At 49.9% G+C, this 23,576-nt stretch carries 23 protein-coding genes and 1 pseudogene; 13 read left to right on the plus strand and 11 right to left on the minus strand.

The window, feature by feature from the left end:
- Positions 1 to 40: 40 nt before the first annotated feature.
- On the minus strand, positions 41 to 1,108 hold the full coding sequence (gene recA, locus MWU63_RS02130) for a recombinase RecA (RefSeq protein WP_213888145.1): 1,068 nt from the start codon (positions 1,106 to 1,108) through the stop codon (positions 41 to 43).
- A 200-nt stretch (positions 1,109 to 1,308) separates the two neighbouring features.
- On the opposite strand from recA, the gene MWU63_RS02135 reads away from it, so the two are divergent.
- Entirely contained in the window at positions 1,309 to 1,929 is a 621-nt protein-coding gene (locus MWU63_RS02135; RefSeq protein WP_213887806.1) for a sulfotransferase family 2 domain-containing protein, read from the plus strand.
- A 1-nt stretch (position 1,930) separates the two neighbouring features.
- Here MWU63_RS02135 and MWU63_RS02140 read toward each other — a convergent pair whose 3' ends face one another.
- The 5 genes from MWU63_RS02140 to MWU63_RS02160 all read right to left on the minus strand — a co-directional run bounded on the left by MWU63_RS02140 (position 1,931) and on the right by MWU63_RS02160 (position 7,954).
- Positions 1,931 to 2,458, minus strand: coding sequence for a response regulator (locus tag MWU63_RS02140; protein WP_247076814.1), 528 nt, complete (start codon positions 2,456 to 2,458; stop codon positions 1,931 to 1,933).
- A gap of 8 nt (positions 2,459 to 2,466) precedes the next feature.
- Positions 2,467 to 3,888, minus strand: a complete 1,422-nt coding sequence (locus MWU63_RS02145; RefSeq protein WP_247076816.1) for an ATP-binding protein — start codon at positions 3,886 to 3,888, stop codon at positions 2,467 to 2,469.
- 449 nt (positions 3,889 to 4,337) lie between these two features.
- Positions 4,338 to 5,528, minus strand: coding sequence for an RsmB/NOP family class I SAM-dependent RNA methyltransferase (locus tag MWU63_RS02150; protein ID WP_213887804.1), 1,191 nt, complete (start codon positions 5,526 to 5,528; stop codon positions 4,338 to 4,340).
- Between the two features lie 56 nt (positions 5,529 to 5,584).
- Positions 5,585 to 7,039 (minus strand): IMP dehydrogenase, encoded by a 1,455-nt coding sequence (guaB, locus tag MWU63_RS02155; protein WP_213887803.1) that lies wholly within the window; start codon positions 7,037 to 7,039, stop codon positions 5,585 to 5,587.
- 138 nt (positions 7,040 to 7,177) lie between these two features.
- Entirely contained in the window at positions 7,178 to 7,954 is a 777-nt protein-coding gene (locus MWU63_RS02160) for an HpcH/HpaI aldolase/citrate lyase family protein (RefSeq protein ID WP_247076818.1), read from the minus strand.
- 158 nt (positions 7,955 to 8,112) lie between these two features.
- Between MWU63_RS02160 and MWU63_RS02165 the strand changes: the two genes are divergently transcribed.
- The 7 genes and pseudogenes from MWU63_RS02165 to MWU63_RS02190 all read left to right on the plus strand — a co-directional run bounded on the left by MWU63_RS02165 (position 8,113) and on the right by MWU63_RS02190 (position 13,344).
- Entirely contained in the window at positions 8,113 to 9,102 is a 990-nt protein-coding gene (locus MWU63_RS02165; RefSeq protein WP_247076820.1) for an ROK family protein, read from the plus strand.
- 112 nt (positions 9,103 to 9,214) lie between these two features.
- Positions 9,215 to 9,490: an STAS domain-containing protein gene (locus MWU63_RS02170; RefSeq protein ID WP_213887800.1), complete on the plus strand. Its 276-nt coding sequence runs from the start codon at positions 9,215 to 9,217 to the stop codon at positions 9,488 to 9,490.
- A complete protein-coding gene (locus MWU63_RS02175; RefSeq protein WP_247076822.1) occupies positions 9,487 to 9,852 on the plus strand; it encodes a response regulator in 366 nt (121 codons plus the stop codon). The genes MWU63_RS02170 and MWU63_RS02175 overlap by 4 nt, the downstream gene beginning before the upstream one ends.
- 46 nt (positions 9,853 to 9,898) lie before the next feature.
- Positions 9,899 to 10,114: pseudogene (locus tag MWU63_RS20455) on the plus strand (Hpt domain-containing protein); the annotation flags it as partial.
- 330 nt (positions 10,115 to 10,444) lie between these two features.
- On the plus strand, positions 10,445 to 12,013 hold the full coding sequence (locus MWU63_RS20460; protein WP_348646203.1) for a chemotaxis protein CheA: 1,569 nt from the start codon (positions 10,445 to 10,447) through the stop codon (positions 12,011 to 12,013).
- 3 nt (positions 12,014 to 12,016) lie between these two features.
- Positions 12,017 to 12,484, plus strand: a complete 468-nt coding sequence (locus tag MWU63_RS02185; RefSeq protein ID WP_213887797.1) for a chemotaxis protein CheW — start codon at positions 12,017 to 12,019, stop codon at positions 12,482 to 12,484.
- A gap of 38 nt (positions 12,485 to 12,522) precedes the next feature.
- A complete protein-coding gene (locus MWU63_RS02190; protein WP_247076847.1) occupies positions 12,523 to 13,344 on the plus strand; it encodes a protein-glutamate O-methyltransferase CheR in 822 nt (273 codons plus the stop codon).
- A gap of 229 nt (positions 13,345 to 13,573) precedes the next feature.
- Here MWU63_RS02190 and MWU63_RS02195 read toward each other — a convergent pair whose 3' ends face one another.
- On the minus strand, positions 13,574 to 15,772 hold the full coding sequence (locus MWU63_RS02195; RefSeq protein ID WP_247076826.1) for a methyl-accepting chemotaxis protein: 2,199 nt from the start codon (positions 15,770 to 15,772) through the stop codon (positions 13,574 to 13,576).
- 228 nt (positions 15,773 to 16,000) lie between these two features.
- Between MWU63_RS02195 and MWU63_RS02200 the strand changes: the two genes are divergently transcribed.
- Genes MWU63_RS02200 through mmsB form a run of 3 tightly spaced genes read left to right on the plus strand, consistent with a single transcriptional unit; the run spans position 16,001 to position 19,060 of the window.
- On the plus strand, positions 16,001 to 17,146 hold the full coding sequence (locus MWU63_RS02200; protein WP_213887794.1) for an acyl-CoA dehydrogenase family protein: 1,146 nt from the start codon (positions 16,001 to 16,003) through the stop codon (positions 17,144 to 17,146).
- Complete coding sequence (locus tag MWU63_RS02205; RefSeq protein WP_213887793.1) at positions 17,143 to 18,180, plus strand: enoyl-CoA hydratase/isomerase family protein; 1,038 nt, start codon at positions 17,143 to 17,145, stop codon at positions 18,178 to 18,180. Before MWU63_RS02200 ends, MWU63_RS02205 begins: the two co-directional genes overlap by 4 nt.
- A gap of 4 nt (positions 18,181 to 18,184) precedes the next feature.
- Positions 18,185 to 19,060 carry a 3-hydroxyisobutyrate dehydrogenase gene (mmsB, locus tag MWU63_RS02210; protein ID WP_247076828.1) on the plus strand — a complete coding sequence of 292 codons (876 nt, stop codon included), beginning with the start codon at positions 18,185 to 18,187 and terminating at the stop codon, positions 19,058 to 19,060.
- 294 nt (positions 19,061 to 19,354) lie between these two features.
- Here mmsB and MWU63_RS02215 read toward each other — a convergent pair whose 3' ends face one another.
- From MWU63_RS02215 to MWU63_RS02225, 3 genes are all read right to left on the minus strand, one after another.
- On the minus strand, positions 19,355 to 19,771 hold the full coding sequence (locus MWU63_RS02215) for an Hsp20/alpha crystallin family protein (protein WP_213887791.1): 417 nt from the start codon (positions 19,769 to 19,771) through the stop codon (positions 19,355 to 19,357).
- A 167-nt stretch (positions 19,772 to 19,938) separates the two neighbouring features.
- Positions 19,939 to 20,811: a DMT family transporter gene (locus MWU63_RS02220; RefSeq protein WP_213887790.1), complete on the minus strand. Its 873-nt coding sequence runs from the start codon at positions 20,809 to 20,811 to the stop codon at positions 19,939 to 19,941.
- Between the two features lie 199 nt (positions 20,812 to 21,010).
- A complete protein-coding gene (locus tag MWU63_RS02225) occupies positions 21,011 to 21,994 on the minus strand; it encodes a threonine/serine dehydratase (RefSeq protein ID WP_246531607.1) in 984 nt (327 codons plus the stop codon).
- Between the two features lie 228 nt (positions 21,995 to 22,222).
- Between MWU63_RS02225 and MWU63_RS02230 the strand changes: the two genes are divergently transcribed.
- Both MWU63_RS02230 and MWU63_RS02235 read left to right on the plus strand, forming a co-directional pair.
- A complete protein-coding gene (locus MWU63_RS02230) occupies positions 22,223 to 22,366 on the plus strand; it encodes a hypothetical protein (protein ID WP_246531606.1) in 144 nt (47 codons plus the stop codon).
- 98 nt (positions 22,367 to 22,464) lie between these two features.
- Positions 22,465 to 22,890: an ureidoglycolate lyase gene (locus MWU63_RS02235; RefSeq protein WP_247076830.1), complete on the plus strand. Its 426-nt coding sequence runs from the start codon at positions 22,465 to 22,467 to the stop codon at positions 22,888 to 22,890.
- Here MWU63_RS02235 and MWU63_RS02240 read toward each other — a convergent pair.
- Positions 22,887 to 23,522 (minus strand): sulfotransferase family protein, encoded by a 636-nt coding sequence (locus MWU63_RS02240; protein WP_213887788.1) that lies wholly within the window; start codon positions 23,520 to 23,522, stop codon positions 22,887 to 22,889. The genes MWU63_RS02235 and MWU63_RS02240 overlap by 4 nt on opposite strands.
- Positions 23,523 to 23,576 lie beyond the last annotated feature (54 nt).

Below are 23,576 nucleotides of genomic sequence, written 5' to 3' on the forward strand. Positions count from 1 at the left end.
GGGTTTTTCTGCCCCGGCCCTTTCAAAAAGAAACGTTAGTTTACGCTTCCAAAATGTCTTCGTCTGTGGCTTCCGGGGGCATTTCAAACTCAAGCCCGTGCGCTGCGCGAATCTTATCTTCGATTTCATAGGCGACCCGCTTGTTCTCTTTTAGGTAGGTCTTCGCATTTTCGCGCCCCTGCCCGATCCGCTCGTCCCCGTAAGAATACCAGGCCCCGGATTTTTCAACGACTCCGGCTATCACGCCAAGATCAAGAAGCTCACCATTTTTTGAAATGCCTTCCCCATAAACAATGTCAAATTCGACTTGTTTAAACGGCGGAGCCACCTTGTTTTTAACAACTTTCACACGGGTCGCATTACCGACAATTTCATCCCGGTCTTTCACTGCGCCAATACGGCGGATATCAAGGCGCACAGAGCTATAGAATTTAAGCGCGTTGCCCCCCGTTGTCGTCTCCGGGCTGCCGAACATAACACCAATTTTCATCCTGATCTGGTTAATGAAAATGACCATGCAGTTGGAGCGGGAGATTGAACTCGTCAGTTTGCGCATCGCCTGGCTCATGAGACGGGCATGTACGCCAACGCTGGAATCGCCCATGTCCCCTTCAAGTTCGGATTTTGGGGTGAGTGCAGCGACAGAATCGACGACCACCATGTTCACAGCCCCTGATCTGACCAGCGTATCCGTGATCTCAAGTGCCTGTTCGCCTGTGTCCGGCTGCGAAATAAGCAATTCATCGATATCAACACCCAGTTTGCGGGCATAAAGCGGGTCAAGTGCGTGTTCCGCATCAACGAAGGCGCAAATGCCGCCGGTTTTCTGCATCTCTGCAACACAATGCAGGGTGAGTGTTGTTTTTCCGGATGATTCAGGACCATAAATTTCAATGACCCTGCCTTTCGGCAGCCCGCCGATACCTAAAGCAATATCAAGGCCCAGAGAACCTGTGGAACTCGACTCGATCTCCTGTACAGCGCCTTCCTGACCGAGCTTCATGATCGAGCCCTTGCCAAATTGGCGTTCTATCTGCGCCAAAGCTGAATCGAGCGCTTTTTGTTTATCTGCGTCGCGTTTGTTTGTCATATCGAGTATATCTGCCATCGCCATTTTAAGCTTCCTTATTCCACACCCTTGTACGGGCGGCAATCATTGCCCTTGTTCACCTCTTGTTCCGATTCCTTATGGGACCAAAAGGAGAACATTTCAACAAAATTATTTCTTTATCCACTTTTGATTGCGAAGATTAACAGGTAGTTTACTCTTCAGAACTATTTACAGCGGTGACTGAGAGTGAGAGTGAAATGCTGATATTCTGGAGTAAGAAGCTTGCTTTTCTCGCCGTTCCGAAAACGGGGACAACATCTATCGAAGCGTCTTTGTGTCTTAAGGCAGATATCGTTTTACGAAATCCACCGCGACTAAAACATATGACTGCACGCATGTTTGAAAAAAAGTTTGCTCCTGCAACATCCGGCGAGGATGTGATCAAATTCGAAACCGTCGCTGTTATGCGCGAACCCGTTGACTGGTTGGCCAGTTGGTACCGGTATCGAAAACGCCCCCAGTTGGCGGGAAAGCCTGCGAGCACGGAAGGAGTAAGTTTTGACACATTTATTGAATCTTACCTTTCGGATGAAAGGCCCATCTACGCGGATATCGGTTCGCAGTTCAAATTTATGACCGACAAGGATGGAAACGTCCTTGTGGATCATATCTTTGACTACGCCCACTTCAGCCAACTTATTGCTTTTCTTGAAAACAAGTTGGATCTCTCTCTGGAACTGGGACACGCAAACAAGTCTCCGAAGGAAGAAATGTCTTTATCTCCTGCGCTTTTGTTCGAGTTAAAAAGACTTTATAACAAAGACTTCGAGCTTTATGCTAAAGTCCGAGTGCAGGCGTTAAAATCCGCCCACCCCTAGTTTAGTGAATTTGCTTTCGTACCGTTTGAGTAAGGTCCTTTAAAGAAAACGGCTTAGGTAGAAAGATTGAATTTGGAATCTTTTTCTGCCCCTCTTCAAACGCTTCTTCCGCGTAGCCGGAAACAAAAACGACTTTGACATCCGGCCGATCGCGCAAAGCCTGCCTGACCCAACTGGGCCCATCCAGACCTGGCATGACCACATCTGTAACAAATACATCGACATCAAGACTGGGATCCTCAAGTGTTTTAAGGGCTACTTCAGCGCTATCTGCCTCGATAACCGTGTATCCCCCTAATCTCAGGGCACGCGACGCAAAGGCACGTACCGGCGCCTCGTCTTCAACCAAAAGCACAACACCTTCCCCTTCTTCGTTCTCAGTTTCTTTCGAGTGTGAAAGGACTTTCTGCGCTTCGTTAACTTCTGATGTTTGATAGCAAGGAAGATAGATTGTAAAAACAGTTTCGCGGGCGACCACGCTGTCAACAAAGATGAAACCACCCGTCTGTTTCACAATTCCATAAGCCATTGAAAGCCCTAACCCCGTGCCTTCGCCTGTTTTTTTGTGGTGTAAAAGGGTTCAAAGATCTTTGTCAGCTTGTCGGCTGCGATCCCGATTCCAGTATCGAAAACGCGAACTGTCACGTAGTCACCAACGGGAACCTCTGCCCGGTCGCGCCGCAGAGGGCCCTTCAATGTTTCGACCTTTGTTTCTATTCTGATCTCTCCACCATCGTGCATGGCGTCACGCGCATTCACGACCAAATTCATCAAAACCTGTTCCAATTGCCTCTTGTCTGCCCGTATCGGTGGTAGATCGGGATCATGAATAAGTTTGAGCAGGACTTTCTCACCGACCAACCTATCGAGTAAATGTGTCAAATCACACAAAATCTCGCGTAAGTTCAGCACCTCGGGCTGCAAATTCTGCTTTCTCGAAAACGCGAGCAGTTGCCCGACCAAGCTGGCAGCACGATGAGCGTTTTGATTGATTTGGGTTAAGTCACTAAAATCAGGATCCCCCTTTTTGTGTCTTAGTAGTAACAAATCACAATGCCCGGTGATCGCGGTCAGCAGATTGTTGAAATCATGTGCGACCCCGCCAGCGAGTTGGCCGATCGCCTGCATTTTCTGGCTTTGTACAAACTGAGCCTCAAGAGTCTTCAACTCTGTGGCATCCGTCAGAACAGCTATCAGGACTGGTGTTTCGCCCTGAGTTATTTGGCTTAGCGTGATTTGAAGAAATACTTCTTTTTCTGGTTTTCGCGCCCGAATAACTTCGGATTTCTTATGACCTCGGCCTTGAAATGCATCTTCCAGCCAGTCGCGAACAGAACGGCCAAGACCTTCAACAAGCTCTGAAACCGACGTTCCGGGTAAAAGCGGGTCGGCTAATAGATTTCTTGCCAATCTGTTACCCGCAAGAATATTGCCGTCTCGCCCGATTTTCAGCATTGGCACAGGAAGTTCATCAAAGCTTGGTAAACTTAACCGCGATTGTTCGCTCATTTCATTTTCAGGAATGAAATAAATTTCCCTACGTCCGCCAGAACCAGAAATTTCAGTTATCAACCGGGTGATCTTGCCGTTCTTGGTTGCGATTTCATGCTTGGTTCCCGTTCGAAGCGGGAGCTGCGTAAATATACGATCAAGCGTCTTGACGCGCTCCCCCAAAACAAGCCTCATTTCTTTGTTCATAAACAGGACTGTTCCGGTTTTTGATGCCGTCAGCATCGGCAGACTTACTGTGTCCGCAGACTGGTCCTTCGGAACGAGATTACCAAAATGTTCAATACGCCAAAGAAAAGCATCGCCGGATAATTGCTGTACAGAAATACGAGACCAATCCCGTTTGGTTAAAATGTCTTCCTGAGCCGAGCCTCTGGACATGGCTTTCTTTTTCAGACGACGAATGACCGTTTCAGGATGAGCAAAAAGACCGCTTAGAGATTGTGACATCGTCTGGCCAGGTTGTACTGCGCGGCCACCGCTCGCGGCGAAGTTTTTATATTTAACGACCCCTTTGCCATCAGAAAAAAAGCACTGTGCGCTATCTCGTCCACAAATCGCTTCGACGTAACGAAGGTATTTACTCTCAAAACTCGCCCGGGCTGCAACAAACACGCCTAGTGATAAGACCACTAATCCGAGGACTATGGCACTCCCAAATAGAAAAATCCGAAAATCAGACTGTGGTAAAGAGTTTATGAGAACGAACAGTGCCGATGCAACTCCGGCACTCAAAAACGCGCCCAATTTTCGTCGGGTTAGCAATCTGGTCTCAAAGTTCGTCGTAAATTCCGGATGTTTCACGCAAAGGCCCTTAATCGATTCATGGCCTCGCTATTTCGTCGCGAAAATCTTAAACGCTGCTTAATTTTTGCTGCTGGAAAAGAAATAAAAAAACTTTAGATCGTTTTCTTTGAAATTTTTCTTTTTAGAATAGCAAGATAGAAACCATCACAACCTTCAATAGGCGTCAGCTTCGTTTCGCTAGCCAGATGCCAATCGGAGTTGTTTTCAAGGAATTTATTGATCTGGTCTCTGTTTTCTTCGTTCAGCAAAGAACAGGTAGCAAATGCTAACGTGCCGTCTTGTCCAACGTATGTTGCAGCTTTTTGCAGAATCTCGTCTTGAACCCAGATAAGATCTTCAAGGCGATCTTTCGTTAAATTCCATTTCGCGTCGGGGCTTCGTCGCCAGGCTCCACTCCCCGAACAGGGAACATCGCAAAGAACAACATCGAAAGGTGCGGCGGCGGAAGCATCATCGCTGCTTAAGATTTTGACACGAACACCCGCGCGTTTCGCACGCGTTGGCAGATCAGCCATTCGGGATGGGTCAACATCATGTGCAAAGAAAACAGCTTTTTCCCGCGCTGCCATTGCAAGCGTTTTGCCCCCGCCACCTGCACAATAGTCAAGAACACGCTGCCCGGCTGCAACCGGAATTTGATCCATAATATGCTGCGATCCGGCGTCCTGAAGTTCTACCAACCCATCGCGGAAAGCAGAAGAATTCAAGATTTTTCTTGGGTTTTCCACAACTTCCAAAGCGGTTTCAGACAAAGCGTGTGGCTTTGTTGTGATCCCGTCTTTTAACAACGTTTCCAAAGCCCCTTCGCGCGAGGTTTTCCGTAAATTAACCCTGAGGAATACAGGAGCTCGAAATTTGAGAGCGCCGCAAACGGATTCGAACATTTCGCCAAGGCTATTGCGCAGCATGGGTGCCAGCCATTCTGGACAATCAAGCCTTACCAACTCTGACAGATCAGAAAGGTTGCCACTTGCTGCTTGTTCTTCGGGTGTAAGTGATGATGGCGCGTAACCTTCGCCGTTGAAAATTTGTGCGGGATCGAGATTGTTTGCCCGCAAAGCGCCAATCATGGCGCCGCGTCCGTTTTCAGCCCCGCCAAGCGTCGTATAAGACTTTCGATTGCGAAGGGCGTCAAAGACATGGTCGCGAACGGCGGCACGATCTCCCGATCCTGCAAAACGGCTGCGACGTGCCCAGTTGATCAGGGATTTCTCTGCGGGATTGCCGGCAAAAACCTGATCCAGAACATCAATGGCAGCGGCGATACGCGCAGCGGGAGTCATGCTGCACAACCATTCGCATTTTTCACATCACTATCGGGACGTAACATTCTGATACTTCACATAGCTCTGTAGTTCGGGCTTTCACGGGTAATCTGAACATCATGAACGTGACTTTCTTTAAGACCAGCACCCGTGATCCGCACAAACTGTGACTTCGTCCGCATATCTTCGACCGTTCCATTCCCCGTGTAGCCCATCGCGGCCCTCAGGCCACCTACAAGCTGATGAATAACTGCGTTTGCAGTCCCCTTGTATGGCACCTGCCCTTCAATACCTTCCGGAACCAGTTTGTCACTGGCGGCATCTTTCTGGAAATAGCGATCAGCAGATCCACGCGCCATTGCGCCAAGGCTGCCCATGCCCCGGTACGACTTGAAAGACCGACCTTGATAAAGGATGACTTCGCCCGGGCTTTCATCTGTACCGGCGATCATCGAGCCAACCATTGCGCAAGATGCACCCGCAGCAATTGCTTTTGCGAAATCGCCAGAGAACTTAATACCGCCATCCGCAATAATCGGAGTGCTGGTGTCGCTTGCGCCTGCGGCAGAATCCATGATGGCTGTAAGCTGCGGAACACCCACACCGGCAACCATGCGGGTCGTACAGATCGAGCCGGGCCCAATACCGACTTTCACGGCGTCTGCACCCGCACCGATAAGCGCCCGCGTCGCTTCCGCAGTGGCAACGTTACCTGCAACGATCTGAACCTGATTAGACAGGGTTTTTGCCCGCTCTACAGCGAGTGCCACACCCTCGGAATGGCCATGTGCGGTGTCGATCACCACCATGTCTGCACCCGCGTCTATCAGCGCCTGTGTGCGTTCAAAACCCGCGTCCCCGACAGTTGAGGCTGCTGCGACCCGAAGGCGGCCCAAATCATCCTTGCAAGCATGTGGGTTCAATACCGCCTGTTCAGTATCTTTCAAGGTAAGCAACCCCGTGAGCTTGCCCTGACCATCTGTTACAAGCAGCTTTTCAATCCGGCGCGCCTGCATCAGGCTTTTAGCTTCTTCCAGTTCCGCGGGTTCCTGCAACATCGCGAGATTGTCGGATGTCATCATGACAGAAACTGGCGTTTTTTCATCCGTTGCAAAGCGCATATCCCGGTTGGTCACAATGCCAACAACGCGTCCGTCACCGTCCACGACAGGAAACCCGGTTATACGGTAGCGTTCCATCAGTTGTTTTGCATCAGCCAGTGTCTGATCCGCGGTCAGCGTTATCGGATTAAAGACAATACCGCTTTCAAACCGTTTCACCCGGCGCACCTGGCGCGCCTGTTCTTCGATATCGAGGTTGCGGTGAATCACGCCGATACCACCTGCCTGCGCCATCGCAATGGCCATGCGCGCCTCGGTAACCGTGTCCATTGCGGAAGACAGAAGTGGGATATTCATCCGGATCGACCGGGTCACATAGGTGCTTGTGTCAGCCGTAGACGGCAATACATTGCTTGCGGCCGGGACCAGTAGAACATCGTCGAAGGTAAGTGCCTCGCGAATCTCCATGGGGGTTCTCCTAGGATGCTTCGTTTGACGCGTCCCTATTACATGTCTTTGCCGTATGGAAAACCCCAATTCGTTCAGCAACGCGCTTTCAGTCACAGATTAACGGTCAAATACCGCTGGAAATTAGTTAAGCCTTGCTTACTTAATCTGTTCTTGTGCATGGCGCGCAAGAGCGCGAACCGATGACGCAAACGTTGCAACGTCGCCCCCGACACCCAGAAAGGTTACACCCAAAGCTTTGTAGTACCCTATCTGATCTGGGTTGAAAGTGATCGTCCCCACGGCCTTGCCAGCCGCCAGGATGCGCGAGACAGAATATTCGATTGCTGTAACGACCTCGGGCGCATCGGGTTGCCCCGGGTACCCCATATCCGCCGACAAATCAGCAGGCCCGATGAAGACGACATCGACGCCTTCCGTCGCCGCGATAGCATCAATATTTTCGATCGCTTTTCGGCTTTCTGCCTGAACCATCAGACAGATCTGTTCGTTTGCGCTGGCAACATAGTCTGAATCAGCACCATACCCGGTGGCACGCGCTTGTATTGCCCCCATGCCGCGGTTTCCTTCTGGCGGGTAACGGACTGCGCGCGCCATCACTGCCGCCTCTTCCGCTGTATCAATCAACGGAACCAACAGCGACTGAACCCCGATATCCAAAGCACGTTTTAACAACCAGTCTTGCCCAGAGGTCACACGCATTACGGCCTGTGCAGGCGCACCATTCATTGCCTGAAGCTGTGACATCGCGCTTTTGTCTGAGTTAGGGTTGTGTTCCGCATCGATCAAACACCAGTCAAAACCTGCTCTTGACGCTATCTCTGCAACCGTCGCAGACCCAAAGCCCATCCAGAGGCCTACTTGCATTTTTCCATTTGCGAGGTTCTCTTTCAGAATATTGCGCGGTGCGGCCATATTATATCCTTTCCGAATAATTTGGCGGAGTATCAACCTCTTTAAACCTCAAAGTCTAACCTTTTCTCGCAAAGCCGCTGACCCTATGCCAAATACCAAAAATTGACCAAACTAGCTAAAATTCGTGCTAACGCTTCCCCAGGTAACGAGAGCAATTGATGGCCAAACACTCTGTAACAAATCGGCATTTGGTTGCTGACATCGGCGGTACAAACACACGAATCGCGCAAGCGGAAGGGTCTGTTCTGATTTCCGGCACTATGGAGCGATTCAGGAACAATGAATATTCCTGCTTTGATAACGTGCTACGAGCGTACTTGGCGACGCACACTGGTGTCAGATTTGAAAGCCTATGCTTCGCCCTTGCAGGCCCTGTCTGGAATGGCTGCGGAACACTGACCAATCTAAACTGGAAAATCGACACGCGTCGTATCTGTGAAGATTTTGGAATACGCGAGGCGTTTTTGCTGAATGACCTCGAGGTACAGGGCCACGCAATTGATCATCTTGAGCATGAAGCGATTTCAACGATTTTTCCTTCACAACGCGGGAACGCCGCGATCAATAGAAATAGTGCAAAGCTGGTTGTTGGGCTCGGCACCGGCTTTAATACTGCAACAGTTCAAGAAACTAAATCTGGTCCGCTCATCTTGTCATCAGAATCTGGCCATATGGGGCTAAATTTAACCACCCCAACCGCGCGCGCACTGATACAGCATTTGGAAAAAGATATTAATTTCGTCGCTTGCGAAGATGTGCTGTCCGGGCGCGGAATAGAACGCGTTTTTCAGTGGCTTTCTAACGGTGTAAGGACGGCACCCATCCTTTCTGCACCAGAAATAGTGCTAGCCGCAGACAATGGTGACGAAAAAGCAAAAGAGACGATCAGAAGCGTTTGCAAAATTTTGGGGGCAACCGTTGGTGATCTCGCCTTAACGCATCTTCCGTTTGGCGGAATATTTCTGGTTGGCAGCGTCGCGCGTGCTTTGTCGCCGTATCTTGCCGAAATGGGCTTTGACGAATGTTTTCGCGCGAAAGGCCGTTTTTCTGATTTCATGGACGAATTCTCTGTATCCGTGATGGACGATGACTTTGCAGGCCTGAAAGGGTGCGCTGTATTTCTTGGGCAATCTCAGGGAAGAGCCTGAATTTCTTCATACGTAAGCGAATGTTAACGCACGCGCCTTAGACCGTTCTGAAACGGCTTAAGGAAAGGTACATTTTGCGAACGTGTTTAGCTTCTCTACGACGGGCATTCTCATGACCCTTCGTATCGAATTACAGCCCAAACTGGATTTGCGCGCGGCAAACTCGCTTGTGGACGCGTTGCGCCATGCAGCAGGCGCCGATGTAATTCTTGATGCGTCAAAAGTTTCGCATCTTGGAACACTTTGCCTTCAAGCGCTAATAGCGGCAGCAAAAGATCACAAAACTGAAGGCACAAAATTTGTCCTCGAGCGTGCGAGCGATACGTTCATCAATCATCTGGCGATCTTTGGGTTTTCAATCGAAACATTTGCAGAGGATGCAGCATGAGCCTTAATATTCTTGCCGTTGATGACAGCCGAACGATGCGCGATATGTTGAAACTCGCGTTGGGCCAAGCCGGTTTCACCACCCATCTTGCCGAAGACGGCGAGCACGGGCTCGAGGTTTTGACACAGCTTTCGCCCGACGCCATCATAACAGATATTAACATGCCCAATCTTGATGGTTTTGGCTTTATTGACGCGGTTCGAAAACAACAAAAACATCGCGGTATACCCATTCTCGTTCTTACAACCGAAAGCGCACCCGAGCTCAGAGCGCGGGCGCGCAAAGCAGGTGCAACGGGATGGATTGTTAAGCCATTTGATCCAACAAAACTTGTTCAGGCCATAACCAAAGTCGCCGGTTAGGACAAAAGATGTCAGCTTCCATAGCAGAAATACGCGACTCTTTTTTCAGGAGTGCATTAGTCATCTGGAAGCGTTGCAAGATGGCCTATCCGAAATCGAAAATGGCACTGAAAACGAAGAGACCATTCATGAAGTGTTCCGTGCCGTTCACTCCATAAAGGGCGGCGCTGCCGCTTTCGACATCGTTACCCTGGTTAAACTTGCGCACCGTTTTGAAACCGCGCTCGAAGCGGTGCGGAGCAAACAGGCGGCCCCGGATAAAAAAGCGGTAAAACTGTTTCTTCGTGCGTGTGATTTGCTTGGAGATTTGCTACGGCTGGCCGGAACAAAAAATTCGGAAGAGCCAGAAGGGTTTCGTACCTGCCTTTCAGAGCTCGATGCATACATTCAGAACAACGCTGAATCCCCGGTAAAATCAAAATCTACAGAGAACGCTGCTTCAAACGCACAGGATAGAGAAAGCACATCAGTCGGGATCCAGCAGGCAGAGCCAATATTCGACATTTTCTTCGAACCAAACTCGGAAATATTTCCATCCGGAAACGAGCCTTTATATGTATTGAAGTCGTTGTATGAGCTTGGACATGTTACCGTGACGTGTGACACCGCGAAAATACCTTGCCTTTCAGATTTAAATCCAGAAAACAGCTACTTAAGCTGGAAGGCAGAGCTGCTAACCACCTGCGATTTAGCCGAGGTCAAAGAAGTATTTGATTTTGTCGAAGACCTTTGTGTACTGAATATTTCCGAACGGCAACAAGCGCATTCGCATACCCGAAATCTCGATCTAACGAGCAATAGAGTAACGGAGTCCGATAGCAACGCAGAGCAGCAGCCAGCCGAGCCTTTTCAGATCACGCAACCGGATGCATCAGGCCGTCAAAGTTCAGCGAAAGCATCTGTAGAGAAAGCACGTTTTGAAAGCCGTCCTCCCGAAGAAATCGCCGCACCGGCAGCGAAACCAACGGTCCGCGTCGATCTGGATCGTGTCGACCTTTTAGTCAATCAGATCGGGGAACTGGTCATCAATCAGGCCGTTCTCGCACAAAGCATAGCCACCACAAGCCTTAACACAGACGCAAGCATATTTGCAGCACTAGAGGATTTTTCACAACTTGCCAGCGACCTTCAGGACAGTGTTATGATGATACGCGCGCAGCCTGTAAAAACACTCTTTCAACGTATGGCACGTGTTGTTCGGGAAACATCAAGAACGACGCAAAAAGACGTGCGTCTGTTGACGGAAGGTGAATCTACTGAAATTGACAAAACAGTTATTGAAGGGCTATTTGATCCTCTAACGCATATTATCAGGAACGCGATAGATCATGGGATCGAATGTCCCGCCGAAAGGTCTGAATACGGCAAACCAGAAATCGGGGAAATCCATCTCACTGCACGCCACAAATCGGGCCGTGTTACGATAGAAATTTCGGATGATGGCCGCGGCATAAACCGCTCGGAAATTCTGCGAAAAGCAAAAGAAACCGGTTTGGTTGATCAAAGCGCCAAACTTTCCATCTCAGAAGTCGACAATTTGCTGTTTCTACCCGGTTTTTCGTCCTCGAACAGTATATCAAACGTTTCCGGCCGAGGTGTTGGTTTGGATATCGTGCGAAATTCAATCGCGGCGATGGGCGGGCGGATTTTCGTGACAACAACCGAAATGAAGGGAACAGTTTTTAAGATTGACCTTCCACTAACACTCGCGGTCCAAGATGGTCTCGTTGTCGAGGTGAGCCACAACACACATGTGATACCTCTCAGCAATATCGTCGAAACGCTGATTTTGAAAAATTCTGATATCCATCTGTTCGGTAGCTCAACAAAAATGATCAAAATACGCGAAAAATTTCTTCCGATCATCGACCTCGGAGCGGCTCTCGGATATCGCAAACGGAAATCACATTTTGATGGGTGTAACGTTCTTCTCATTGCTCAGGAAGAAAGCTATTTTGCGCTGATTGTTGACGCAATTATTGAGCAGCGCCAAGTCGTTATTAAAGCACTACAGAACAACATCGGTGCGTGCCCTGGCGTCTCTGGGGCAACAATTCTTGGAGACGGTAAAATTGCCCTCATCCTTGATCCGATTGACATCGTGAAAACCACAGCGCCTCAAAATCGATTTCGTAAAGAAGAGTATTCTCTAGCAGGTTAAAAAATGCACGAAACAAACGAACTGGATAGACCAGCCGATTCCGAGCTTTTATCTTTCTGGGTCAACGGCCAGGAATACACTATTGACGTCATGTTCGTGCGCGAACTTCGAGGTTGGTCAAAATCAACACCGTTGCCCCACGCGCCAGATTTTGTTCACGGCGTTATCAATCTTCGCGGGAATATATTAACCGTACTGGATCTCGCATGCAGGCTTGGACTTCGACCCATCAATGCGACCGAGCGCAATGTAATCATTGTTGCTGAAATACAGGGCAAAATTGTTGGGCTGTTGGTTGATCGTGTTTCAGATATTTTTTCCATACCAACAAACAGCCAACAGGCCTTGCCGGATATCGGCTCAGGTTCAGGTCAAAGGTTTGTAACCGCGATTCTCACCATAGAGGATCGTCTGATTAGGGTGCTTGATCTGAAAGCCATTGTAAACGTCGACGCTGCAAATGCGGCATAAGCTAAATCGAGAGAGCCTTTATTTTGATCGCCCCAATCTTGACTGACAGGGATTTTCAGGCAATTTCAAATCTTGCTCTGACAAGTGCCGGACTCTCATTCTCAAAGGAAAAACGTCCAATGATTCGAAGCCGCCTGGCCAATCGAATCCGTGTATTGCAACTCTCAAGCTTTTCAGAATACTGCGACATTCTAAGACAAAAAAACGCTGTCAGGGAACGTCAGCACATGATTTCCGCGCTCACAACAAACGTGACGCGGTTTTTTCGGGAACCACACCATTTCGATCTTCTGCGCCAAAAAGTTCTTCCGCCTTTGGTTGCGAGTTTAAGGAAAGGCGAAAGCGTCAGAATATGGTCCGCAGGATGTTCAAAAGGACAAGAAGCCTATTCTATCGGTATGACTTTGCTGGATCTTGCGCCCGACGCCGCTTCTTTGGATGTAAAGATTCTCGCTACAGATATCGATCCAAATGTTGTCAGAACTGGCCACAATGGATGTTACCAGATCCCGGAAATGGCAGAAATAAGTTCTGGACAACGCTTAAAATATTTCAAGTATCACGATCCACCATCGATCAACGAGATGACAGTTCGAAACAGACTCAGAAGAATAGTCCGCTTTCGAGAGCTAAATTTGATCAACAACTGGCCGATGAAAAAGCACTTTGATGTAATTTTCTGCCGGAACGTCCTTATCTATTTTGATGCGCACGCACGGCTCTGCTTGTTGCCACGCTTTGAGGCGGCAAACACGGCTGACGGCTGGCTGTTTCTGGGGCACGCAGAGAAACTGCCAGCCGGGTCACAAACGACCTATGAAAGTGCCGGGGTGACAGCCTATCGTCGATACAGCGTTTAAGTTTTCTTTCTTCACCGGAGACGATGAAATGCGCAACTGCACTTCACATACCAAATGAAAAACCTGTTTGGAATGCTTGAGACAATTCAGTAACGACGCCATGATATCTGTGAGTATCACCTTTTCAATCTTTGCGAACCCATGAGCAAACACAAGACCTTTGAGAACGAACTGAGGTTTAAATTTGCTTTTTTGTAGGTTTGAAAAGGCTCCGAAGAGAGTTTTGATGTTAAAACTCTTTCCAATCCTGAGTGTCCGGTTCGCGATCTAGTTCGTAAGCGACATTCTCCGCAACAACAGCGGAACCGGAATTTTGTGATAGCATTTTGCTTGTTGCATCAATCCTCGAATGTATCGACTGCCCATTAAAGGCGGGGGCAATGATGTTTGACATGTGCCTTTGTGTTTTAAAGAGAGACAGCGTTTGCGTTAGGTTTTCAGCTTCGCACGTCAAAGAATGGCTCGCTGCAGTCGTCTGTTCAAACATTGCCGCATTATGCTGCGTAACCTGATCCAGTTCATTTACAGCCGTATTTATTTCAACCAGTCCAATAGACTGTTCTTTTGCTGAAACCACGATTTCGTTAACATGCATCGAAATATCGCTGACAGAGTGAATTATCTGCTCAAGCGATTTCCCGGTTTGACCAACGAGTTCCACACCCTGTTTAACATGTTGTCCGCTTTCTGAAATCAACTGGTTGATTTCCCGCGCTGCCTCTGACGACCGTTGTGCAAGCGCCCGAACTTCTGATGCAACAACCGCAAACCCACGCCCCGCATTACCGGCACGCGCGGCTTCAACCCCTGCGTTCAATGCCAGAAGGTTGGTCTGAAATGCGATGTCATCAATCACACTTGTAATTCTGGAAATCTGACCCGAAGACGTTTCGATTTTTCCCATAGCATCAACTGTTTGCGCAACAATCAGACTGCTGGCCTCCGCGTTGGTTTTGGCATCAATAACAACCTGGTTGGCCTGTTCCGCTCCCTCCGCAGCGGACCGCACACTTGAAGTCAACTGATCCAGGGCAGCCGCTGTCTCTTCGAGTGTTGCCGCCTGCTTTTCCGCCCGTCGAGAAAGATCATCGGAAGCACTGGTTATTTCAGAAGCTTCACCTCTGATTGATGTTGCATTTTCAGCAACGCGCAGGGTTGCATCCCGCAGTTTCATTACGGCAAGGTTAAAATCTTCTCTAAGCTGCTCATAATTTTCGGAAAAGGCCTTTTCAATTTCAGCAGTAAGATCACCATCGGAAAGCGCTTTCAGGCCCACCCTCAATGCCTCCACCACTTCCAACTGAGCGTGCTCCATATCGGCGCGCTCTCCCTCTGACTGACGCATTAGTGTCTGCGCTTCGGTCACATCGTTTCCAATAAGAAGAATTCGAACAGGTTTTTTGTCGCTGTCCACGACCGAACAAAACACACCCTCGATCAAACCGGCCTTCCCGTCAGGTGGGTTTACCTCAAACCGTCCAAATACCGATCTCCCCGAAAGCAACACATCCCAAAACGATTCACCCTCTTTCAGGCAAACCTGCTCTGCTGTTATGATCCTGTCCTGAGGCAACCCGATGATAGATTGCTCCGAAACAGAAACCATCGACAAAAATTTTGCATTTACACCAAGAAACGCGCCGGTCAGGTCAAACTCCGCCCTCGCCTGATGTGTTTCCAGCGCATTCAGTATCGCGCGACTTGTTAGCGACTTAGACGCATCGCGCCATTCAACCACCCAACCGACCTGCATTCCGTCAGCGTTTGTAATTTTGTCGATGGTATATCCATACCGGTTCTCAGTAAATTTTGTGCTACCACAGAACGGCAAAGATTCGGCTTTTGTTGCGGCGCGTTGTAGCTCAGATAAATCGCCCAGGAAAAACCCCGTGTTATCCGCATTCGAAAAAGATTGGCCCGTTTTCTGTGCCTCGATCGCAGACCTGTCCTTGCTGCTTTCAAGCAGACGGGTCGCAGCTTTGTTTTGACCCGCGATATTAAACTCATTGTCCAAAATCATCAGCGCCGCTGACGTATGCTCAAACGCTGCACCTATTATAAAACTGTCCACAGCAGCTTTTTCCGGATTCGTTGGTTTCTGGTGCTGATCTTTCAAAGCCCGTATGATTTCGCCCACTCCGTCTTTCCGGCCCAGCCCCTTTGGTGTAGCGCTAAGATCGGAAAGGTCGCTGATTTGCATCGCATTAATGTACCCAAAAAACTGATTCAGAAAGCGCCGTAAAAAAACCGCAGCAGCACAAAAGCAGACCGTTAACGTAATAGCAGCCGCAACGAGTAAATAAAAAACCACGTTCCCGGGTACCGCCACGTAAGTCGCGGCTCCAACCCCAGCCAGCACAAAACAGATCATAAGCAAAATCATCAACGGGAATTTTCCAGGTATTCTGATAGTGTTGAGAACTTTCATAAAATCTCTCCAAAGGTGCGATCGCAATGCTGAGGCAACCAAGTAAGCGGCTTCACCCAGATCAATGAAGGCAAGGAATGAAGAATCGTTTAAAGTTGCAGAACCAGACGTTGTTTTTAGCGCAGAATGAGCTTGCCCCATCAGGGTGGTCATTCCTGCCTTGCAAAATTCTTGCAATAATTGGTAATTAAACAAACGTTCAATTTTAGCTGACAGGAGGGCCAGACATTGGATTTTTCCCTGAGTGAAGAACAAAGCGCAATTTTTGACATGGCTGAGGCCTTCGGTGCAGAGCATATCGCCCCGTTCGCGCGAGACTGGGAAAAAGCTGAGTCCATTCCCAAAGACATTTGGCCAAAACTGGCAGAGCTTGGCTTTGGTGGCCTATATGTAAGCGAAGAAAACGGCGGCTCCGGCCTCTCGCGCCTGGACGCTACACTTGTGTTTGAGGCATTGTCGATGGCTTGCCCGGCAACCGCCGCCTTTCTATCGATCCACAATATGTGCGCAGCCATGATCGACAAGTTCGCAAGCCCTGCCTTACAGGAAAAATATCTGGCCAGCGCGACCAGTATGGAGACATTTTTTGCCTATTGTCTGACAGAACCCGGTTCCGGTTCAGATGCCGCTGCCTTGAAAACAAGAGCCGAAAAAACCGAACAGGGGTACAGCCTGACAGGCACAAAAGCCTTCATTTCTGGGGCCGGTTATGCAGATGCCTATATCGTAATGTCGCGAACTGGTGGTGAAGGTCCTAAAGGTATCTCGGCAATTGTCATTGATGACGGCCTGGAAGGTCTGAGTTTCGGCGGTTTGGAAGACAAGATGGGTTGGCGTGCCCAACCCACCCGTCAGGTCCAAATGGATAACTGCATCGTCCCATCAGCCAATCTGATCGGTGAAGAAGGCTGCGGTTTTTCTTATGCAATGGCGGGGCTTGATGGTGGGCGACTCAATATTTCTGCCTGCAGCCTCGGGGCTGCACAGGCTGCCCTCAATGCGACTTTGACATATATGGGAGAGCGAAAAGCCTTTGGACGCTCAATTGACCAGTTCCAGGCCCTCCAATTTCGTATTGCCGATCTTGAGATTGAACTGCAGGCGGCGCGCGTGTTCTTACGCCAGGCGGCGTGGAAGCTGGACAATAACGCGCCAGATGCAACGAAATTCTGTGCAATGGCAAAACGCTTTGTCACGGAAACTGGTTCAAAGGTTGTAAACCAATGCCTGCAACTTCATGGTGGCTATGGTTATCTCGCCGACTACGGCATCGAAAAACTGGTGCGTGATCTGCGTGTGCATGAAATTCTGGAAGGCACCAATGAAGTTATGCGCCTGATCGTTTCGCGCCAGATGCTTGCGGATCGCGGTTGATGGACATCAATATCCGCAAAGAAGGCGTTGTTGGGCGCATCACCCTGAACCGCCCCAAAGCACTGAACGCGCTTAGCTATGGCATGTGCCTGAAAATAGAAAAAGCACTGGATAGCTGGAAAGACGACGCGTCAATCAAGTTGCTTCTGATTGATGCCGAAGGAGATCGCGCCTTTTGCGCGGGTGGCGACATAACAGAAATGTATAACACCGGCAAAAATGGTGATTTTGACTATGGTCGAAAATTTTGGCGCGATGAATATCGCATGAACGCCAAGATGTTTGAATTTCCTAAACCTGTCGTAAGTTTGATGCAGGGCTTCACCATGGGGGGTGGAGTAGGCGTCGGGTGCCATGCGTCGCATAGGGTTGTTTGTGACAGCAGCCAGATCGCGATGCCAGAGGTCGGCATTGGTCTTATCCCCGATGTAGGTGGTTCTTTGATACTGGCGCGCGCACCGGGACGGTTGGGCGAATACCTTGGCACAACCGCAGCACGGCTTGGCCCTGCAGATGCGATTTATGCTGGATTTTCTGATTATTACATTCCGGAAAATGAATGGCCCGCGCTGATTGCCAAGCTTGTAGAGTCCGGGGACCCTCAGGCTGTTGACACCCTTGCAATGATAGCGCCGGAAAGCACCTTCGCTAAACAAAAAACGGAAATTGACAAACATTTTGCAGGTGAATCGCTTTCGGATATCGCCCGGTCTCTGACTGCATCGGAAGATGCGTTTTCGGATGAGACCCTTAAAGCACTTAACCGGAATGCGCCTCTTTCCATGGCATGCGCGGTTGAGATCATTCATCGCGTCCGTGGGCTCGACACCATTCGCGCCGCTTTGGAACAGGAATACAGATTTACGCACCGTGCTATGGAACACGCTGATTTTCTGGAAGGCATCCGCGCGCAAATCATTGACAAAGATCGCAATCCTCAGTGGAAGCACAAAGATTTGCAGTCCGTTCCGCTGATTGATGTTACGAGCATGCTATTGCCCGTCAAAGACGTGGCGTTGGAATTTGGGGAGTGAAAAAATGAAAATCGGTTTTATCGGACTTGGAAATATGGGTGCGCCCATGGCGCTGAACCTGGCAGCCGCTGGCCATGACGTATCGGGTTTCGATCTGACCGCCCCCTGCCCCGAAGGCGTTAAGAAAGCCGCAAGCGGTGCCGAAGCTGCAAAGGGTGCTGACGTAGTGCTCACCATGTTGCCTAACGGCGCGATCTTGCGCGCTGTCGCGGCAGAGATCATTCCGGCAATGTCGGTTGGGTCTGTCTTACTGGACTGTTCCACCGTTGATGTCGAAAGCGCGCGCGCCGTTGCCGAACAAGCCGAAGCTGCCCAGTTGATGGCCGTCGATGCGCCTGTTTCAGGGGGTATCGGGGGCGCGGCCGCCGGCACGCTTACCTTCATGGCAGGCGGAACCGAGGCAGGTTTTGCCAAAGTGAACCCTCTTTTCGACATTATGGGGCAAAAGGCCGTTCACTGTGGTGCATCTGGCGCGGGCCAGGCCGCAAAAATCTGCAACAACATGATCCTTGGCGTCACGATGATTGCCACGTGCGAGGCCTTTTCCCTTGCCGACAAACTGGGGCTTGATCGTCAAAAAATGTTTGATGTTGTCTCCACGTCTTCCGGTTACAGCTGGACCATGAACGCCTATTGCCCGGCACCGGGTGTCGGGCCACAATCACCTGCGGACAATGACTATAAACCGGGCTTTGCTTCCGAATTGATGCTGAAAGACCTGCGGCTAAGTCAGCAAGCAGCCGAAGCTTCTGACGCCGACACGCCAATGGGTAAAGCGGCGACAGAACTTTATGCAAAGTTCGTCGAAGAAGAAGGTGGTCAGGGTACCGATTTCTCCGCAATGCTGCCCCGGTTCGAAAAACGCGCACGCAGCGGCTGATGCAATTTACCAGCTAAATTGCGGTTTCAGTAGCTCGAAGAGGAGGAGTCTCCGCCACCATTCGTACTGCTATCTTGCGGGTCAGCAGCTAGCTGAGTAGCGCAAGCGCATAAAAACCTACGACTAAGAGCCCACGCAGAAAATTCTTTATGAATTTATCCCCTTAAAGGTTACCTTGATTTATTTGAAACTGCTGTCGAGGCACAGCTGGTCTGTGTATGCAAAAGCCTTGATTAGAAATTGAAACCTATTGGTAGGTTTAAGAAAACTGACCTTATGACCGAAGGTAAATCCTTAACCGCGTTTGATTTCGACTTTCTTGGACGTTTCTGATTCGGGTGCGGCTTTTGGCACTGTGATTGTCAGAACACCGTCCTTGAGGTCTGCATCAACACCGCTCTCGTCTGCATCAGGTGGCATGCGAAAACTGCGCGAAAAAGAGCCATACTGGCGTTCGCTAAAGTACCAGCTATCGCTTTTTTCCTCGCGGGACATTTTCTTTTCGCCTTTGACGGTCACAACACCGTTGTCGACGCTTAAATCAATGTCTTTTTCATCAACGCCCGGCAGCTCCAACGCGATGGTATAGGCGTCTTCGCTCTTTGAAGCTTCTGCTGCTGGTGCAAGCCATTCGGAAAGCCGCGTGCCCATGTTCTGGAACGGTTGGTAAAGTGAGGGCCAAAGCCCTGTCGTGTGAGATTTCTCGACCATTGGGTTCCCCGCATTTTGAAAATTTATGCTTTAGACCCTGCGCCAACTCTCTGTTTTCCGCATTGACTATTCTCAATTGGGAGCAATACTGCCGCCGCCAAGGATTTCAAACGGAGTTCGTCCCCTCGATCACAACCGACATCCCGAAACAGAAAACGAAATGGAACCTAAACAGCGACCTGTGCAAGACGACGTTCGCGCATAAACGTGAACAGGCCCGTTCCGATTACAATCGTCGCGCCCAGCAACATCAGAAGATCCGGACGTTCATCAAAAACCAGAACACCTGCCAAAAGAGAAAACAATAGCCGAGCATAACGAAACGGCGTTACGACAGCCGCATCACCAATACGCGTCGCTGCGACAATTCCATAGTAGCCCAAGACACCAAAGATCACGCCGCCTATAAATAGATAGGTTTCTGTTCGCGTCACGGGCACGAGATCATCCGAACTGATCAGTAACAAAACGACACCCGCAATAATCAGTGACGAAAAGGCCTGAAACGAAACAACGGTTGAAGCGATATTCATTGGAACACGGCGTGTAATAAGGTCCCGGATTGTTACCCCTATAACCGCGATTAGGACAAAAAGAACAGATGGGTCAAACCCTGAAAACCCTGGCCTGATGATAAGCAATACCCCAAGAAAACCAACGATAATCGCAGCCCATCGGCGCCAGCCAACGCGCTCTCCCAAAAACAATGCAGCCCCCATTGTTATGACCAAGGGCGTAACCTGAAATACAGCAGCAACCGTTGAAATTGGCACAAGCGATAGCGACGTCACGAAAGCAACGGCTGCAACTGCCTCGGCACTTGCCCTTGCAAAAGTCGCACGAGACCAGACATGGCTGGCAAAAATACTGTGGCCTTTCGCATGCGCCAGCAACGCAAAAATCGTTGCACTAAACACTCCAAGCGTGATCAGAATCTGACCCGTTGAAATCGTGCTGGAAAGCTGCTTCACAAACAAATCTTCCAGCGTGAATCCAGCCATAGCGACAATCATCAACAAAATGCCGTTCAGGTTGTTCATTTGTTTTTCCTAAAGAAACAGAGCAATCAAAATGGGCTCTGCGGAGTCTGCACACGCCCCGCACGAAGAACTGAAATCGCAGAGGTGTGCAAGCGAAATCCGGGTGGAAAAATTGAGATTATTGGCCCGCACCAAAAAAGTGTTGAAAAAAGGTTGGATTACGCAAACCAATATACAAGCGTTACCTTTGTCTCTTTCGCTAACGGGCTGTCAGCGCTCGAAACCTTTCCAGACCAATATTGGACCCACATGCCAAAAGCCCTACTCTCTGCCCCTCGCACTGTTCGCGCAGGGGGCCGAGCGCGCCAGCCAGCGACGCGGCACAGGCTGGTTCTGGCATAAGTTTCAAAGTCTGAGACATCAGCGTCATTGCCTCCCTCAGATCATCGTCACGAACACGAACAACCTCATCAACATATTTTTGGGCTAACCCGAATGAATATGGAAGTGCGGTCGGCGACCCAAGACTGTCTGCGATGGTATCAACCTTATCAATAGACTGTGGCATACCCGCCTGCAGACTTCGGTATAATGCATCGGCGCCGAACGGCTCCACGCCGTAGACGGTAATCTCTGGGTTCAAAAGTTTAAAGGCAGCGCTCATCCCACTGATCAATCCCCCACCCCCGACAGGAAGGATGACGGCATCAAGATCATTTGCATCCTCGAAAAACTCCTTGGCGCAGGTCGCCGCGCCAAGCGTCATCGAAATTCCTTCAAACGGATGAATCTTAATGCGGTTTTCCTGCGTTTCGATCTCTTCCATCGCTGCGAAGGCCGCAGCAATATCATCGCACAAAACGACATCGGCCCTCAGGTTTTCGCACGCCTCAATGCGAAACGGATCCGCCGTGCGCGGTATCGCAATTTTTGCGCTTACCCCTGCTGCCCGCGCCGCCCAGGACACAGCAAGCCCATGATTGCCACCGCTTGCAGCAACCACTCCGGACTTTCGCTGGTCTTCAGAAAGGGCATCGATCGAAAGATAGGCACCCCGGGCTTTGAATGACCCCGCTTTCTGGAACAGTTCCAGCTTCATCGTGACCGTGCTGGCATGGGGTAGCTTTTCCTCAAGCCCCGACTGCCGAACATCTAGGACTGGTGTTCGAATTATTTTTCCCGCCAGCTTCGCCTCTGCAAGCGAAATTGCGTCAAGGTCTACGATTTCGGATGAGTTCGCCAATATGATGTCCTTGTCGGTTGCTTGGTTTAAACATGCCGCTGGCCGTAATCGCATATACCCCGTGTAATGCGCTAATAATCACTGAACTTGAATGCACCCGTACTGGCAATACCAAAAGCAAGCGTAAGGATATTTCGTGTGATGACCTTCAGAACAACGACGCTGCCAATTGCTTAAGTTGATCCAATGCTTCAGCCTTCGTCAGGTAACATGGTGAGGAACCCCAAAATGAACGCACCAGAATATATCTTTGATGCAAAAGAAAAACCTTCACTGCCATGGCACGAAGTTCCGCTGATACGCGCGACCGAGGACACCGTTAAGGACTATGGATATCTTGTCGATGACCCCAGGGTTTTGAAATTGAAATAACGCGCTGGCCCGCGCAGGGATGGCGGCCGGTAGATGAGGGCACCGGCGACGAGGGCGGATGGGTCGAAGGTGTCTTTTCCGGCGAATGGAAGGGTGACGTGCTTTATGGATCAAACGAAGCGGTCAAGGGCAACTATGTGTTGGGATGGTCGACTGATCCGCAAAACGCCTTAACCGAACGGCAGACGGTCCCGCGCGATCAGGTTCTCTTGTGGCACATGAACTATCACCCGGATGGCGGGCAGTTGTTCTTCCCTCTCGACAAAAAACCGTTCAACGTTCCGGTCGCCTTACCGGGGGATGACCTGAAGCCTGAAAAAGTTGTGGCCTTTTGGTGTGACGGATCCCGTGGCCTTTATATCCACGCCAACATCTGGCACGAAGGCATTTTCCCTACTGACAACAGTCAGCGATTTGTGGACAGGCAAGGCAAGGTCCATGCCCGTGTCAGCTGCGATATCGGTGAAGAATTTGGTGTCTACCTCGCATGCCCGTTGCGCGCCGACAAAATTCAGGATGCTTAGTCTGGCTCTCCGCCAACTCTTTCCCAGAATTCGTTTAATTCATTGAGGTGTGGAAACGGTCCATCCGGAACAGGAACTTCGAGGAAATTACACAAAGGGTCCCATCCTTGGGCCACATCAAAAACCAAAAGCCGATCTGCAGGAAGAGCAGCCTGCACATCCAGGGCACGTTTGCGAAATGCTGCCAAGGCCATTTCACGATCCATGAACTGGCCGTTGAATGTCGTTTTTCCGATAAATTCGCTTGCAGCATCCAACATATCACGGACGTGCGGCGGCAATTCCATCCTCTCATAAACTGTTAACAGCTTACCGATTGTAGTAGAGAAACTTTTCCACCACGAATCCTCGGGGCGAACGCTATGTATGACCTTTGCATCGGGAAACGTTTCGGATAGTTCACGCCAGATGTGCGAACCCGGCCAGTCGATCTGGGAATTGTAACCTGCAAAAAACTTATGCCAATCAATGCGTTCCCCGGCCACAAATGCTTGCCAAACCGGGACTTGGTTGGGGTTGTTAAATACTTCTTCCATATGGTGGCACGGCCCAAACCCAAGCTGTTCCAGCGCTTCTTTGAGCGATCTTGTTCCGGTACGGCCAAACCCCGACCCGATGATTTTAAGTGACATGATAAACCCCCCATTTCTTTCAGACGCTGTCTAAATTGATACGCAAGAATAGTC

Origin of the sequence: Pseudohalocynthiibacter sp. F2068, from assembly GCF_023015645.1 — a bacterium.
GTDB lineage: Bacteria > Pseudomonadota > Alphaproteobacteria > Rhodobacterales > Rhodobacteraceae > Pseudohalocynthiibacter > Pseudohalocynthiibacter aestuariivivens.